14 protein-coding genes are annotated in these 15583 nt (G+C 50.8%); 13 read left to right on the forward strand and 1 reads right to left on the reverse strand.

Annotated features, from left to right (window positions below; all coding sequences use genetic code 11):
• Positions 1-300 precede the first annotated feature (300 nt).
• From HBA93_RS02940 to acpS, 10 genes are all read left to right on the forward strand, one after another.
• Positions 301-2535, forward strand: coding sequence for a RelA/SpoT family protein (locus HBA93_RS02940; protein WP_121992881.1), 2235 nt, complete (start codon positions 301-303; stop codon positions 2533-2535).
• Positions 2536-2552: 17 nt separating this feature from the next.
• On the forward strand, positions 2553-3131 hold the full coding sequence (pyrE, locus tag HBA93_RS02945; RefSeq protein WP_022711962.1) for an orotate phosphoribosyltransferase: 579 nt from the start codon (positions 2553-2555) through the stop codon (positions 3129-3131).
• 295 nt (positions 3132-3426) lie between these two features.
• Positions 3427-4149, forward strand: coding sequence for a helix-turn-helix domain-containing protein (locus HBA93_RS02950; protein ID WP_286201744.1), 723 nt, complete (start codon positions 3427-3429; stop codon positions 4147-4149).
• Between the two features lie 191 nt (positions 4150-4340).
• Entirely contained in the window at positions 4341-5918 is a 1578-nt protein-coding gene (locus HBA93_RS02955) for a peptide ABC transporter substrate-binding protein (protein ID WP_221722287.1), read from the forward strand.
• Positions 5919-6171: 253 nt separating this feature from the next.
• Positions 6172-7752, forward strand: coding sequence for a cytochrome ubiquinol oxidase subunit I (locus HBA93_RS02960; protein ID WP_121992879.1), 1581 nt, complete (start codon positions 6172-6174; stop codon positions 7750-7752).
• A 21-nt stretch (positions 7753-7773) separates the two neighbouring features.
• Positions 7774-8922, forward strand: coding sequence for a cytochrome d ubiquinol oxidase subunit II (gene cydB / locus HBA93_RS02965; protein ID WP_286201719.1), 1149 nt, complete (start codon positions 7774-7776; stop codon positions 8920-8922).
• 33 nt (positions 8923-8955) lie between these two features.
• Complete coding sequence (gene cydX / locus HBA93_RS24715; protein ID WP_221722288.1) at positions 8956-9153, forward strand: cytochrome bd-I oxidase subunit CydX; 198 nt, start codon at positions 8956-8958, stop codon at positions 9151-9153.
• The gene (gene hemN, locus HBA93_RS02975) at positions 9150-10487 is read left to right on the forward strand and encodes an oxygen-independent coproporphyrinogen III oxidase (protein ID WP_221722289.1); all 1338 of its coding nucleotides are present in this window, start codon (positions 9150-9152) and stop codon (positions 10485-10487) included. Before cydX ends, hemN begins: the two co-directional genes overlap by 4 nt.
• 491 nt (positions 10488-10978) lie before the next feature.
• Complete coding sequence (locus tag HBA93_RS02980) at positions 10979-11560, forward strand: DUF2062 domain-containing protein (RefSeq protein ID WP_221722290.1); 582 nt, start codon at positions 10979-10981, stop codon at positions 11558-11560.
• Positions 11557-11955 carry a holo-ACP synthase gene (gene acpS, locus HBA93_RS02985; RefSeq protein ID WP_221722291.1) on the forward strand — a complete coding sequence of 133 codons (399 nt, stop codon included), beginning with the start codon at positions 11557-11559 and terminating at the stop codon, positions 11953-11955. The genes HBA93_RS02980 and acpS overlap by 4 nt, the downstream gene beginning before the upstream one ends.
• A 39-nt stretch (positions 11956-11994) precedes the next feature.
• On the opposite strand, the gene HBA93_RS02990 is transcribed toward acpS, so the two are convergent.
• Complete coding sequence (locus HBA93_RS02990) at positions 11995-12444, reverse strand: GNAT family N-acetyltransferase (protein WP_221722292.1); 450 nt, start codon at positions 12442-12444, stop codon at positions 11995-11997.
• 476 nt (positions 12445-12920) lie between these two features.
• Between HBA93_RS02990 and lepB the strand changes: the two genes are divergently transcribed.
• The 3 genes from lepB (at position 12921) to era (ending at position 15575) form a co-directional block, all read left to right on the forward strand.
• Entirely contained in the window at positions 12921-13706 is a 786-nt protein-coding gene (gene lepB / locus HBA93_RS02995) for a signal peptidase I (protein WP_121992872.1), read from the forward strand.
• A 54-nt stretch (positions 13707-13760) separates the two neighbouring features.
• Entirely contained in the window at positions 13761-14465 is a 705-nt protein-coding gene (gene rnc, locus HBA93_RS03000; RefSeq protein ID WP_121992871.1) for a ribonuclease III, read from the forward strand.
• 165 nt (positions 14466-14630) lie between these two features.
• A complete protein-coding gene (gene era / locus HBA93_RS03005; protein ID WP_122010529.1) occupies positions 14631-15575 on the forward strand; it encodes a GTPase Era in 945 nt (314 codons plus the stop codon).
• Positions 15576-15583 lie beyond the last annotated feature (8 nt).

Here is a 15583-nt window from a genome sequence, read left to right on the forward strand (position 1 = left end):
TAAAGATCGGATTATTAAAGCGCTGCAGATCACTCTGCGGCGCTTTATTTTGTGCGTACAAAACTCGATCTAACACTTAAATTAAGAGCATTATTTTAACTTCAACTGATTCAAGTTTAAGAAATTATGCTTTGGCCGTTAAAATGCCGCATGAAAAATGCCGGAACATGCCGGATTATTAGATACTTTAAAATCTGTAGTGCTTTGTGCCGGTTGCGTTTTACGGTAAATTCCGGAGTCGTGGCGCCGGTGTCGTTATGTATGATTTGTTGAATGTGCGGGTAAGAGGAGAGCAGGCTGATGATGCGCCAATATGAGCTGGTTGAGCGGGTGCAGCACTATAAGCCTGATGTGAATGAGGCGCTGCTGAATAAGGCTTATGTTTATGCGATGCAGAAACATGGCAGTCAGAAACGTGCGTCCGGCGATCCGTATTTTTCCCATCCGCTGGAAGTTGCGGCAATCCTCACAGATATGCGTCTTGATGAGGCAACCATTGCCATTGCGCTGCTGCATGACACAATTGAAGATACCGATGCGACCCGTGCTGAGATTGACCAGCTGTTTGGCCCTGAAATCGGCAAGTTGGTTGAAGGTCTGACCAAGCTTAAAAAACTTGATCTGGTTTCCAAAAAAGCCGTACAGGCGGAAAATCTGCGCAAACTTCTGCTGGCGATTTCCGACGATGTGCGCGTGTTGCTGGTGAAACTGGCTGACCGTTTGCACAATATGCGCACCCTTGGTGTGATGCGCGAAGACAAACGTCTGCGCATTGCCGAAGAAACCATGGATATTTATGCGCCGCTGGCCGGTCGCATGGGTATGCAGGACATGCGTGAAGAGCTGGAAGAACTGGCATTCCGTTATATTAATCCGGAAGCATGGCGTGCGGTGACTGACCGTCTTGCGGAGCTGATGGAAAAGAACCGTGGTCTTCTCAGTAAAATTGAGACAGATCTGGCGACATTGTTTGCTGAAAAAGGCCTGCATTCTGATGTTTCCAGCCGGCAGAAAAAGCCATGGTCGGTTTTCCGTAAAATGGAAACCAAAGGCCTGTCTTTCGAGCAGTTGTCCGATATTTTCGGCTTCCGCGTAATCGTTGATAGTGTTGATGATTGTTACAAGGCGCTGGGGATTATTCACCGCACTTGGTCAATGGTGCCGGGGCGTTTCAAAGATTATATTTCAACGCCGAAACAGAATGATTACCGTTCGATCCACACCACAATTATCGGGCCGTCCCGTCAGCGTGTAGAGCTGCAAATCCGCACCCGCGCCATGGATGATGTGGCGGAATATGGCGTGGCAGCCCATTCGATTTATAAAGACGGCCGCAGCAATACGGTGCCGACCGCGATTTCAACAGAATCCAATGCCTATGCATGGCTGCGCCGTACGATTGAAGCCCTGTCTGAAGGTGATAATCCGGAAGAATTTCTCGAACATACCAAGCTGGAATTGTTTCAGGATCAGGTTTTCTGCTTCACGCCGAAAGGCCGCCTGATTGCTTTGCCGCGTGGTGCAACACCAATTGATTTTGCCTATGCGGTGCATACGGATATTGGCGACTCCACCGTTGGTGTGAAGATCAACGGCCGCATGATGCCGCTGATGACCGAGCTGAAAAACGGCGATGAGGTGGATATTATCCGCTCCAAATCACAGGTGCCGCCTGCAGCATGGGAATCCATTGTGGTTACCGGTAAGGCGCGTTCGGCAATCCGCCGTGCAACCCGCGCTGCTGTTCGCAAGCAATATTCCGGTCTGGGTATGCGTATTCTGGAGCGGGCATTCGAGCGCGGTAACAAGCCGTTCAGCAAGGATTTGCTCAAGCCTGCACTGGCACGACTGGCACGCAAAGATATCGAAGATGTATTTGCAGCGGTTGGTCGCGGTGAGCTGGCTTCCGGCGATGTGCTGAAAGCGGTTTATCCGGATTATCAGGATACGCGCGTGACAACGGGCAGCCCTGCGAAAACCGGCGAGAAGGGCTGGTTTAACCTGCAAAATGCTGCCGGTATGATCTTTAAGGTACCGGAGGGTGGTAGCACTGAGGATGTGCAAAAGCAGGCGGCAGCGCAAAATCATGCTGTGCCGATCCGCGGTGCAAATTCGGATCTGCCGGTACGTTTCGCGCCGGAAGGCGCAGTTCCGGGCGATCGTATTGTCGGAATTTTGCAGCCGGGTGTCGGGATCACTATCTATCCGATCCAGTCTTCTGCATTGACCGCCTATGATGACCAGCCGGAGCGCTGGATTGATGTGCGCTGGGATATTGACGGCGAAATGCATGAGCGTTTTCCTGCGCGTATCTCCGTCTCCGCTATTAACTCGCCAGGGTCACTGGCAGAGATTGCGCAGGTTATTTCAGTCAATGATACCAATATCCACAATCTTTCCATGGTACGCACCGCGCCTGATTTTACAGAAATGATTATGGATCTTGAGGTTTGGGATCTCAAACATCTCAACCGCATTATTACGCAATTAAAAGAAAGCGCCTGTGTGAGCGATGCACAGCGCGTTAACGGATAAGAGGTAAGAGGTAACTCATGAATACTGAAGATGTGCTGGGTGTGTTTCGTGAGGCAGGTGCCATTCTTGAAGGGCATTTTATTCTGACTTCCGGTCGCCGCAGCCCTGTTTTCCTGCAAAAGGCGCGGGTGTTCATGCATGCCGACAAAACGGAAAAACTGTGCAAAGCACTGGCTGAAAAGATCAAAGCCGCTGACCTCGGCCCGATTGATTATGTCGTCGGCCCTGCAATTGGCGGTCTGATCCCGTCTTATGAAACTTCACGCCATCTCGGCGTGCCGTCGATCTGGGTGGAACGTGAAAATGGTGTGTTCAAACTGCGCCGTTTCGAGCTGCCGGAAGGTTCCCGCGTTGTGATCGTGGAAGATATTGTGACCACCGGCCTTTCGATCCGCGAGACAATTGATACGCTGCGCGATCTGAAAGCCGAAGTTGTGGCTGCCGCCTGTATTGTTGACCGTTCAGCGGGTAAAGCCGATGTGGGCACCAAGCTGATCGCACTGGCTGAATATGAAGTGCCATCCTACGATAAGGATAATCTGCCGCCGGAACTGGCTGCACTTCCTGCTATCAAGCCGGGAAGCCGCAATATCTGATTGCAAATGTGGCTTTGTGCCATGAGGTGCAAAACCACTGCCTGTTTGTTGCCGGAGCGCATTCCGAAAAATGTGAAGCGGTTTCGGGATAAAATGTGTGTAAAGTAAAAAGCTGGCGCGTTTTTTGACGCAGGCTTGATCGGGATATAGAAATTACTACGTATTCATGGCATGAGGAACCTATTCTTCATACATGAAAATTTTCCTGCACGTCGCATTTTATTTTTACTACGCACAAACCCCGTCGGGGCACTAACAAGGCATCATCGTGGTTTCAGTTCTTACTGCTCAGACAATGCACAATCAGCGTCACCGGGATCCGTGCGGTGCCTGTGCTGATTGTGAAGTGCGTAAAATGGCTATCTGTGCCGCTTTGCAGGATGATGCGCTGTATGCGTTGGAGGCAATCATGTCTTCACGCAAGCTTGAAACCGGCGAGATGCTGGTGGAAGAGGGCGCACCGAAGCTGAAAGTTTTCAGCCTGACTTCCGGTCTGTTGCGGTTGTTTACATTGCTGCCGGATGGTCGCCGTCAGATTTCCGGCTTTCTCTATCCTGGTGACTATCTCGGTCTGGCGGATGACGGAACGTACTCCCAGACAGCAGAAGCTGTTGTACCATCCACATTATGCTGTTTTTCCGTGAATGAGATGGATGATCTGATGGATCAGCATCCGGCATTGAAAGACCGGCTCTATGTGATGACGCGGGAAGCTTTGCGCCAGTCGCGGGATAACCAGCTGGTGCTGGGGCGTCTTGCACCGGTTGAAAAACTGGCTTCTTTCCTGCTGGTTCTGTCTGCACAGGCGAAACGTGTCGGCAGTCCGGACAATCCTGTGCATTTGTCGATGAACCGCACGGATATTGCGGATTATCTCGGCCTGACAATTGAAACGGTCAGCCGGTGCTTCACCAAATTGCGCACCCAAGGGCTGATCCATCTGCCGGATGCCAATACAGTGAGCATTCTCTCGCATCGCTCATTGTCGGCGGTTGCCGGTACTGAATATAAAAGTTGATTTTCCGGTTCTCAGACATTTCAGGGTATACTTGTCCGGCAAGCTGAACAGCTTCATGTCGTTATGCGAAACTGTTTCGCAAACTCAGACTTTTTGCCGTATTTATTGGGATTTTATTGTTCAGGCACATGCGTAATATCGGTGCCGGAGAGGATATTTTTTTAAATCATTTATAATTCAGAGGAGGGGTTATGTTCCGTCCGTTTTTATATTCAGGGCTTTTATTATCTGTATTTTCCGGCTTTGCTCAGGCTGAAACTGTTATCAACCGTGGTAATGATACTGATCCGGCATCTCTGAACCAGCAACTCACAGTGACAGTCGGGGAGGCACGCCTTTTTTCTGATTTGTATCAGGGATTGCTGACTGAGGATGCTAAAGGCACAATCATTCCCGGTGTGGCGGAAACATGGGAGGTTTCTCCTGACGGGATCACCTATATTTTTCATCTGCGCAAGAATGCGAAATGGTCAAACGGTGATCCGGTAACTGCGCAGGATTTTCTGTTTGCATTCCGGCGGATAATGGACCCTGCAACGGCTGCGCCTTATGCCAATGTGCTGTTTCCGATTAAAAATGCTGAAGCAGTTGCAACAGGTAAAATGCCTAAGGAGCAGCTTGGTGTGGACACACCGGATGATTATACGGTGAAATTTACACTAAAGGCACCGACACCTTATTTTCTGCAGCTTATGACGCATCATACAGCACTGCCTTTGCACCGCAAAAGCGTTGAAAAATACGGCGAAAAATTCACCATGCCCGGCAATCTGGTAACCAATGGTGCCTATCAGCTGATCAGTTTTGTGCCTAACGACAAAATCACCATGAAGAAGAACCCGTATTATTATAATGCTGATAAAGTTAAAATTGATGTGGTGAACTGGCTGCCTTTTGAAGACCGTTCCGCTTGTATGCGCCGGTTTGAGGCGAAGGAAGTCCAGACATGCTCTGATGTGCCGGCTGAACAGATGGATTATGTCCGGAAGACTTTTGGCAGTCAGTTACATATTGCGCCGCAGCTGGGCAGTTATTTTCTGGATATTAAGGGAAAAGACGGCAGCCCGCTGAAAGATGCCCGTGTGCGCCGCGCTATATCCATGGTGATTGACCGGGAATTTATCGCCCGTGAGGTCTGGCGGGGGACAATGCTGCCTTCTTATTCTTTTGTACCGCCCGGTATTGATAATTATATCAGCGGAGGAGTGAAGCAGACCTACGCGAATGAAGATATTCTGGATCGTGAGGATAAGGCAAAGACCCTGCTGCAGGAGGCAGGTGTGACCCCGGACAGTCTGACGCTAGAGCTGTATTATAACACTTCAGAAAATCACAAGAATGTAATGGCTGCCATTGCGGATATGTTGAAGAATATTGGCATCACGGCCAGGTTGAATGAAATGGAGGGTACAACCTATTTCAATTATCTGCGGGAGGGCGGAGATTTCAATTTGGCACGGGACGGTTGGATCGCTGACTATAGTGATCCGCAAAGCTATCTGTTTCTTTACAAAACCGGCAGCAGTTTCAACTATCCGAAATGGTCTGATAAAGCTTATGATGCATTGCTGGATCAGGCTTCGGTCACAGCAGATCTGAAGGCACGTGCGGTTATTCTTGCGGATGCGGAACGGCTGTTGCTGCGAGAACAGGTCATTATTCCGTTGCTGACTTATGCATCACGGGCGCTGGTCTCGGATCAGGTTGAGGGCTGGCAGGATAATATCAAGGATGTTCATGCCACACAGTGGTTGTCGCTGAAACAATAGCGGCCGCGTATATTTAAATCAGGTTACGTTTTCGTGTTGCGGCGTTGAACCGGAAATAAACAGGCGTTTTTTGAACGGGCGGGGGTACTCCGCCCGTTTTTTGTTTTTTAGCCATTGATCCAGATCAATGCGCTTTTTCACACCTTTGTTACACCAGCGATAAGGGAGGACGGTCCGTTTGCGGAAAACGGGTCCGGCAAGCTGCTTTACTGTTGCGGAGCAGCGGTTATCCGAATGATAAAAGGCTGGAAGTATGATTGACTTTACTGTCGTTGATCTGTCGCGATTGCAGTTCGCTGCAACGGCGATGTATCATTTTATTTTTGTCCCCCTGACGCTCGGCCTCTCATTATTGATGGCGATTATGGAGAGCGTTTACGTCATGACCGGTCGCGACATCTGGCGTCGCATGACCATGTTCTGGGGCGTTTTGTTTGGCATTAACTTTGCCATGGGCGTCGCCACAGGCATCGTGATGGAGTTTCAGTTCGGTATGAACTGGAGCTATTACAGCCATTATGTCGGCGATATTTTTGGTGCGCCGCTGGCTATTGAAGGCCTGATGGCGTTCTTCCTGGAAGCCACATTTATCGGCCTGTTCTTTTTCGGCTGGGCGCGTCTGTCGCGCGTGGCACATCTGGCAGTCACATGGCTGATGGCACTTGGCGCCAACTTCTCCGCCTTGTGGATTCTGATTGCCAATGGCTGGATGCAAAATCCGGTCGGCGCGGTTTTCAATCCTGATACAATGCGTATGGAAGTCACCGACTTTATGGCTGTGCTGTTCAATCCGGTTGCACAGGCAAAATTCGTGCACACGGTGAGTGCCGGTTATGTGACCGGTGCCATGTTCATCATCGCAATCAGCAGTATCTATCTGCTGCGTGGCAAACATGTGGAACTGGCAAAGCGTTCTGTGACCGTTGCCGCTTCTTTCGGTCTGGCTGCTGCTTTGTCGGTCGTCGTGCTGGGTGACGAAAGCGGTTATGTGGCTACCGAACAGCAGAAGATGAAAATCGCTGCGATGGAAGCCATGTGGGAAACAGAACCTGCACCGGCCGGTTTTAACCTGTTCGCCATTCCGGGTGACGGCAAAAACAGCTACGAAGTGCATATTCCTTATGTTCTCGGCCTCATCACCACCCGCAGTCTGACAACGGAATTGCCGGGCATCCACGATCTGGTGGATATGGCTGAAAAGCGCATCGAAAACGGTATCAAAGCTTCTGTCGAGCTGGATCGTATCCGTGCAAACCCGAATGATGCTGAAGCCCGTGAAGCTTTTAAGGCCAACTGGCATGATCTCGGCTATGGCCTGCTGCTGAAGCGCTATCGTGATGATATTCAGAACGCCACACCAGAGGAAATTCGCAAGGCTGCGGAAGATACAATCCCGAGTGTCGGCACATTGTTCTGGTCGTTCCGTGTCATGGTGGCGCTGGGCTTCTATTTCATCGCCTTCTTTGCAATTGCCTTTGTTTTGGCGAGCAGACATCGCATCAATGAGCATACTAATCGCGCACTGCTTAAAATTGCCGTGCTCTCACTGCCTTTGCCGTGGATTGCGATTGAAGCAGGTTGGATTGTTGCTGAATATGGCCGCCAGCCTTGGGCAATCGAGGGCGTGCTGCCGACATTCTATGCGGCTTCCAATCTCACTATGACTGATCTGGTCATCAGTCTTGGTTTCTTCCTGACCGTCTACACCACTTTGTTATGCATCATGATCTGGCTGATGGTTCGTACCGTCAAAGCCGGACCAAAAGAACCGGTACGCCCTGATGTCGATATGGCACAGGATGCGGCCATCCTGAATATGCAGAACAACGGTTAATCAGGCGAAAGGAGCAAGATAATGACAAATATTCCTTTAGATTATGAAACAATGCGCCTGATCTGGTGGTTGCTGCTCGGTGTTCTGCTGATCGGTTTCGCGATCATGGACGGCTTCGATCTTGGCGTGGGCACTCTACTGCCTTTCGCGGCTAAAACCGATGAAGAGCGCCGTATGCTGGTCAATCTGATCGGCCCGACATGGGAGGGCAATCAGGTCTGGCTGATCCTCGGCGGCGGCGCGATTTTCGCCGCATGGCCTGCACTCTATGCGGTATCATTCTCCGGCTTTTATCTGGCGATGATCGCTATCCTGCTGGCGCTGATCCTGCGTCCTGTTGGTTTCAAATTCCGCAGTAAAGTGGAAAATACCGCATGGCGTTCCACTTGGGACTGGGCTCTGTTCATCGGCGGTTTTGTACCGGCTCTGATTTTCGGTGTTGCTGTCGGTAATGTTCTGCTTGGTGTGCCGTTCCGTTTTGATAGTGCCATGCGCATTTATTACGACGGTAATTTCTTCGGTCTGCTGACACCTTTTGCACTGCTGTGCGGTCTGGTCAGCCTGACCATGCTGGTTGCCCATGGCGCAACAGTGATTGTTGCCCGTGTTCCGGGTGTTGTGGCTGAACGGGCGCGCAGCTTCGGCAAGATTGCAGCTCTGCTCAGCGTGGTTCTCTTTGCACTTGCCGGTGTCTGGCTGGCCTTTGGTATCAATGGTTATGTCGTGACATCTGTGCAGGATGTTGCGGGGCCGTCCAATCCGATGCTCAAGACTGTGACAACCGGCTCCGGTGTCTGGCTGGAAAACTACACCAAACATAGTTGGATGCTGATTGCGCCTGTGCTCGGCTTTGCCGGTATGGCTATGAGCTTCATTGCTCTGCATTGCCGCAAAGGTACGCTGGCTTTCCTGTGCAGCAGTGCCGGTATTTTCGGGATCATCAGCACAGCGGGCGTGTCACTGTTTCCGTTCCTGCTGCCAAGCTCGGTAATGCCAAATGCAAGTTTGACGGTGTGGGATGCATCTTCCAGCCATCTGACTCTGTTCATCATGCTCATCGCGACGGTGATCTTCCTGCCGCTCATCCTTCTCTATACCAGTTGGGTCTATAGCGTGATGCGCGGACCGATTACGAAAGACAGTGTCGATAATACGCCTAATGCTTACTAACCCTTTGAAGAGACAAGAAAAAGGAACAATGAAATGTGGTACTTTTCCTGGATACTTGGATTGGGACTTGCCGCTTCCTTCGCAATTTTCAATGCCATGTGGTTTGAGTTGCGCAACGACGTGCTGGTGCGCGCCCCGGCGCTTGCGCCGAAAATGAAAGATATGTCGGCTGCGCCGAAAATGAAACTGAACGAACAGGCAGCTGTTGCCGGTAAAGGACAAACAGTATGACGGAGATTGCGGCAAGACATTATGCTTCTCTTGCCGTACCCCGCTATACATCTTATCCGACTGCCGCAGATTTCACTCCGGCGGTCGGTAAAGATCAGTATGAGGCGTGGTTACGGCGTTTGAGGCAGGGGGAACCGGTTTCTCTCTATCTTCATGTGCCTTATTGTCGTGACCTCTGCCACTATTGCGGTTGTCACGCCAAGATCGCGCGACGTGATACCGTGATTGAGGCCTATGCCGATATACTGATCCGCGAAATTCGCCAGTCGGGGCAATATCTGACTGAACGCCCGAAAGCTGTTCATCTGCATTGGGGCGGTGGTACACCAAGTATTCTAGGTGGCGAGGGGATTGCCCGTATCACGCAGGTGCTGCGTGAACAGTTTGATTTTGCGGATGATATGGAACATGCGATTGAGCTTGATCCACGCAAAGTTGACAAGAAACTGTGCCGTGATCTGGCGCAGGTTGGTGTCAATCGTGCCAGCCTTGGCGTGCAGGACCTTAATGCGGATGTGCAGCAGGCCATTGGCCGTGTGCAGCCGATTGAGCAGGTTGAATCCGCTGTCAATTCGCTGTGGCAAGTCGGTATAACCAGCCTGAACTTTGATCTGATCTACGGCCTGCCTTTGCAAACGGTCGCTACATTACGTGAGACTTGCGAACGCGTGGCGGCATTCCGACCGAGCCGTATTGCCTGTTACGGTTATGCGCATTTGCCGGCGCGTCGTGCCAACCAGCGGCTGATTGATACCAGCCTGTTGCCCGATGCCGATGCCCGTTTTGAACAGGCGCAGATCGTTGGTGAGACGTTTATGGCTATGGGGTATGAGCCTGTCGGTATTGATCATTATGCTCTGCCGTCTGATGCATTGGCCGTAGCCGCAAAGGCCGGGCAATTGCGACGCAATTTTCAGGGTTATACGGATGATGACTGCCCGACACTGCTCGGTTTCGGCGCATCATCTATCTCGCAGTTCCGTGAAGGCTACACGCAGAATATTGCGGATATCGGCCAGTATAAGGCTGCGGTGCTGTCTGAACGGGCGCCGGTAACACGCGGCTATGCATTTAACGATTCTGACCGGTTGCGGGCGCAGATCATTGAAAAGCTGATGTGCGATTTCCGCGTTGATTTGAATGATGTTGCAGCAGGTGTGAATTTTTCTGATGAACTCGCATTACTGCGTCCGCTGGCTGCCGATGGTATTGTCACGGTTCAGGGCTCAGTGATTGTGATGGCACCGGAACATCATTCGCTGGTGCGGCTGGTCGCAGCAGTATTTGATGAATTCCGCAAGGAATGTGCACATAGCTTTAGTATGGCCATATAAAACCGGCCGGGTTTCAGCATGGCCATCTGATTTTGGCCATGGAAAGAGCTTCGCATTAGCCGCGGGGGCGCGGGCAGATGCGGAGAAGGCAGAGACTGCAGGCTGAAGGGGTAAGCTTCAGCGCGGATTTTGCCTGCAAGAGGCATCGCCTGATCAGCCACGGGGGCGCGGCGGATCAGTGCGATGCTTTTTTGTATTCAAAAAGGCAGTGCAGATTATACGTAAAACTGCCTTTATATTATTGGAAAATGCAGTTTTCGCGGGGACGTATAATCCCGTCTCAAGACGCATTATTCAGGCGGCATACTACCTCTTGCCGCATTGCCGCAGTGCATTCCTCATGCGATAACTATTTGAACTGTTAAAAAAGTCTTAATTCTCGTATAATTGAGATAGCTTCACGGGAGTTTCCCGCCTATGAAGCGAAGCAGTTATGTCTGCGCATCAATGCAGATATACTCAGATTTAGTTAAGGATGGTGGCAGAAAGTCATGTTGTTCAGACGCAGAGAACCCTTGAGTTACAGGGAGCGCCTTCGCACAATGATCTGGCCGCGCAGTTCTTTCTCGCGCTCAATGCGCTATATGGGCAAGCGTATCACCCGTATTACTGCCAGTCCTCATGCGGTTGCAGCTGGTCTGGCTGTTGGTGTTTTTGCGGCTTTTACTCCGTTTTTCGGTTTCCATCTTATTCTTGCGATTGTTCTCGCTTACCTCATTGCCGGTAATATTGCTGCCGCTGCGATTGGCACTGCGCTGGCAAATCCGCTGACAATTCCGTTTATCTGGGGTGGCACCTATGAAGTCGGCCGGATGATCGTTGATGAAAACGGTCAGGCACAGGCTTTGCCTTTGACCCGAATTTTGGAAAGCGAAATTTTTAAGCAGATGAGCTTTGCTGAACTGTGGCAGCCGATTTTGAAGCCCATGCTGTTCGGTTCGCTGGTGCTTGGGCTTGGCTGTGCGCTGGCTGTTTATGTGGCAACGCGCTGGGCAACGATCAGTTATCGTCATAAGCGGCTGCAGCGTATTTCATTAAAGAAAAATCTGGCAGAGCAGGGCGCTTCCCGATGATTATTGGTATCGGCAGCGATCTGATTGATATCCGCCGCATTGAAAAAACACTTGAGCGTCACGGTAGCCGCTTTACAGAGCGAGTGTTCACGGAGCGCGAACGTGCCAAGGCTGCAAGCCGCAAGCGTCAGGCTGATACCTATGCCAAGCGTTTTGCCGCCAAGGAAGCCTGTTCCAAAGCTCTGGGCACCGGCCTGTCTCATGGTGTTTTCTGGCGGGACATGGAAGTGATTAATTTGCCCTCAGGCAAGCCGACTATGCACCTTACCAATGGCGCTGAAGTTCGCCTGCAATCTATGATGCCGCAAGGCATGAAACCTGTTGTGCATCTGAGCATTACAGATGAATATCCGATGGCGCAGGCTTTTGTGATTATTGAAGCCGTACCGGCTTAAAAACAGCGCCCGCTTGATAAATACGGGCGCTTTCGCACATTACAGCATTTTGCGATATTGAATAAAACCGGATTTATTGGCAACACGGTCATAGAGCGCCATCGCATCCGTATTGGTCTCATGGGTCAGCCAGTAGACGCGTGAGCAGTCTGCTTCCGCTGCAGCTTTATAAACATGCTCAATCAGTGCGCGGCCAAGACCTTTACCACGAGCATCCGGATTGACGTAGAGATCCTGCAAATAGCAGTAGCCGCCTGTCGACCATGTGGAGCGGTGGCGGATATAATGTACGAAACCGGCAATTTTACCGTCAATAATTGCCAGCGCACCATTCATAGGTTCATTCGCATCCAGCAATCTTTGCCAGCTTAAATCGGTGATGTTGTCGGCAATACTGGTCTTATAAAAATCCTGATAGGCTTTCCATAAAGGCAGCCATGCGGCTTTATCCTGCGCCGTAAAAAGACGGATCTCTACGGATTGTGACATGATTTTTGTATTCCCCTGAATTTGTATGCAATGCTGACGATTTTTGAATGAGACCGGCTGAGGCTGATTTTTGATATTGCGACACAGAAACCATCACGGGAAATCTGCGCTAACCAGAGCTAAAATGCCAGCCTGTGCAATAATTTGAACAATTTTCAGGATCAGAACGGTTCGTCTTTTAATCTTGAATTATGGTCAGTAAAAGCAAGAGCCGGTATGGAGAATTATACCGGAAAACCGGCCTGTAGCATGCCGCAGAAAAGTGGGTGCCGGTTTTCCGGTAACGGCATGCGCCAAACCAAAGCCATGCCGCAGAAAAGTGGGAACCGGTTTTCCGGTAACGACATGCTCTGGATGCGGGTTTTATGCAACGCAGGCGGGGCGCAGTCCTTTGAGTTGCGAGTTCATGATTGCTTCATGGCTTTGTAGAGGTTAAGAGTCGCACAATAAACGCGCAGAAGCGGAGAAAACCCAGCTTGTCTAACAAGAATGAAGTGAAAAAGTCCGGCGGTGTTGGTGAACTCGTCAGTATTATTGTGCAGGCTTTGCTGCTGGCACTTGTGATCCGTACCTTGTTGTTTCAGCCATTCAGCATTCCGTCAGGCTCGATGCGTCCGACGCTTCTGGAAGGTGATTATCTGTTCGTTTCCAAATATGCCTATGGCTATTCGAAATATTCCCTGCCGCTGTCACCGGATCTGTTTGAAGGCCGCATATGGGGTGCTGAGCCGAAGCGCGGTGATGTTGTCGTATTCAAGCTGCCAAGCGATACCAATATTGATTATATCAAACGCGTAATCGGCTTACCTGGCGACAAGATTCAGGTACGCGACAGCGTTGTTTATATCAATGATGTGGCAGTGCAGCGTGAGAAGGTTGGCGAGATTGCCAATCCTGATGTGACCGATGAAAACCGTCCGATTGAAGTTTATCGCGAGACATTGCCGAATGGCATTTCTTACGAAACGCTGGATGTGAATCCGAATGCTATGGGTGACAATACGCGTGTATTCGAGGTACCAGCCGGTCATTATTTCATGATGGGCGACAATCGCGATAACTCGCTGGATAGCCGCTATTCTGTAGGCTATGTGCCTTATGAAAATCTTGTTGGCCGTGCCAATGTGATCTTCTTCTCCATTTCCGGAAAATACAGCCCGCTGGAACTGTGGCGCTGGCCAACCAATCTGCGGTTTGACCGCTTGCTGAACTGGGTCGGTGCAACGGAAGATCCAAAATCCGTTGTAACGACAAATAACTGATGTGTGTTTTGACTAAATTAAAGAACAATAATGTTGCCGGTCAGGAGCCTGACAATGGTTTCTGATCGCCAGCGTATAAAAATACTGCAAGAAAAAACCGGCCATATTTTTATTGATCATGCGCGCCTTGAGCGCGCATTGACACATTCCAGCGCGCGGCCGCAATCCGGCTCTAACTATGAGCGGCTGGAATTTCTCGGTGACCGCGTTCTCGGACTGATTATAGCGGAAATGCTGTTTGCGGCTTTTCCCGATGCGCCGGAAGGTGAGCTGTCCGTGCGCCTGAATGCGCTGGTCAGTGCTGAAGGCTGTGCATCTGTTGCCGATGAAATCGGTCTGGGTGACCTGATCGAAACCGGTTCCGACATCAAAAGCCTCAATGACAAGCGTCTGCTGAATGTGCGCGCCGATGTGATTGAAGCGCTGATTGCCACGATCTATCTCGATGGTGGCATAGAGGCTGCACGCGGTTTTGTGCTGAAATACTGGGAGCCGCGCTCCAGAGTGAGCGATGCTGCGCGTCGTGATGCTAAAACTGAATTGCAGGAATGGGCGCATCAGCAGGGTAAACAGCAGGGCAAATTGCAGCCTGTTTACCGCATCGTCAGCCGCACTGGTCCCGACCATGAGCCTGTCTTTGTGGTGGAGGTAGCAATTTCCGGTTTTCAGCCGGCAACCGGAACAGGACGTTCCAAACGTATTGCCGAGCAGGATGCCGCTGAAAATCTGCTGCACCGCCAAGGTGTCTGGCAAAAATAACTGATCTTATAAAGTTTCCGTATTTGCGCTAAACTTAAGCACATCCCGAAAAGTGGAAACCGGTTTTCGGAATAAGATGTGCGCTAAACTTAAATAGAGCTCGTTAAACCTGCGCAGGTTCTTCAGAGCATTTCCGATACAGCGCTTGGCTTAAAAGAGATAAAAATGACTGAAATCAACCATCCGCAGGGTGACAGCACAACCACAGCAGAAGCACAGACCCGTTCGGGTTTTGTGACGCTGATTGGTGCGCCGAATGCGGGCAAATCCACTTTGGTGAACCGCTTGGTCGGCACCAAAGTGTCGATTGTGACCCATAAGGTGCAGACCACCCGTGCTCTGGTGCGTGGCATTATCACTGAAGATCAGACACAGATCGTGCTGGTTGACACACCGGGTATCTTCAAGCCGAAGCGCCGTCTTGACCGCGCTATGGTCACAACCGCATGGGGCGGTGCCCGTGATGCCGATCTGGTGCTGATCCTGCTCGATGCACAGGGCGGTCTGAATGAGTCAGCTGAGGCTCTGCTGACCAGCCTTGAAAACACGCATCAGAAGAAAATTCTGATCCTCAATAAGGTGGATCGTGTTGATCCGCCAAAGTTGCTGGAACTGGCACAGGCTGCCAATGAGAAAGTGAAATTTGAAAGCACTTTCATGATTTCGGCGCTGAACGGTTCGGGCTGTAAAGACCTGCTGAAATATCTGGTCGCCCAAATGCCTTACGGCCCTTGGTATTATCCGGAAGATCAGATTTCCGATATGCCGATGCGTCAGCTTGCTGCGGAAGTAACCCGTGAGAAGCTCTATCTGCGCCTGCATGAGGAACTGCCTTACTCCTCAACGGTAGAAACCGAAAAGTGGGAAGAGCGCAAAGACGGTTCGGTACGTATCGAACAGGTTGTTTATGTCGAGCGCGACAGCCAGAAGAAAATTGTTCTCGGCCATAAAGGCGAGACGATCAAGGCAATCGGTCAGGCATCCCGCAAGGAAATGTCTGCTATTCTCGAGCAACCGGTTCATCTGTTCCTGTTCGTGAAAGTGCGTGACAACTGGGGCAATGACCCTGAGCGTTACCGTGAAATGGGTCTGGAATTCCCGAATTCCTGAGGATAGCT

Source organism: Ochrobactrum sp. SFR4 (assembly GCF_019730395.1).
GTDB lineage: Bacteria > Pseudomonadota > Alphaproteobacteria > Rhizobiales > Rhizobiaceae > Pseudochrobactrum.

Excerpts from the sequence above, each read along its gene's own strand:
- rnc (WP_121992871.1), top strand. The coding sequence starts at position 13,761 with ATGGTTTCTGATCGCCAGCGTATAAAAATACTGCAAGAAAAAACCGGC.
- HBA93_RS02955 (WP_221722287.1), top strand. The coding sequence starts at position 4,341 with ATGTTCCGTCCGTTTTTATATTCAGGGCTTTTATTATCTGTATTTTCC.
- HBA93_RS02960 (WP_121992879.1), top strand. The coding sequence starts at position 6,172 with ATGATTGACTTTACTGTCGTTGATCTGTCGCGATTGCAGTTCGCTGCA.
- HBA93_RS02990 (WP_221722292.1), bottom strand. The coding sequence starts at position 12,444 with ATGTCACAATCCGTAGAGATCCGTCTTTTTACGGCGCAGGATAAAGCC.
- cydX (WP_221722288.1), top strand. The coding sequence starts at position 8,956 with ATGTGGTACTTTTCCTGGATACTTGGATTGGGACTTGCCGCTTCCTTC.
- HBA93_RS02980 (WP_221722290.1), top strand. The coding sequence starts at position 10,979 with ATGTTGTTCAGACGCAGAGAACCCTTGAGTTACAGGGAGCGCCTTCGC.
- era (WP_122010529.1), top strand. The coding sequence starts at position 14,631 with ATGACTGAAATCAACCATCCGCAGGGTGACAGCACAACCACAGCAGAA.
- HBA93_RS02950 (WP_286201744.1), top strand. The coding sequence starts at position 3,427 with ATGCACAATCAGCGTCACCGGGATCCGTGCGGTGCCTGTGCTGATTGT.
- HBA93_RS02940 (WP_121992881.1), top strand. The coding sequence starts at position 301 with ATGATGCGCCAATATGAGCTGGTTGAGCGGGTGCAGCACTATAAGCCT.
- acpS (WP_221722291.1), top strand. The coding sequence starts at position 11,557 with ATGATTATTGGTATCGGCAGCGATCTGATTGATATCCGCCGCATTGAA.
- cydB (WP_286201719.1), top strand. The coding sequence starts at position 7,774 with ATGACAAATATTCCTTTAGATTATGAAACAATGCGCCTGATCTGGTGG.
- pyrE (WP_022711962.1), top strand. The coding sequence starts at position 2,553 with ATGAATACTGAAGATGTGCTGGGTGTGTTTCGTGAGGCAGGTGCCATT.
- hemN (WP_221722289.1), top strand. The coding sequence starts at position 9,150 with ATGACGGAGATTGCGGCAAGACATTATGCTTCTCTTGCCGTACCCCGC.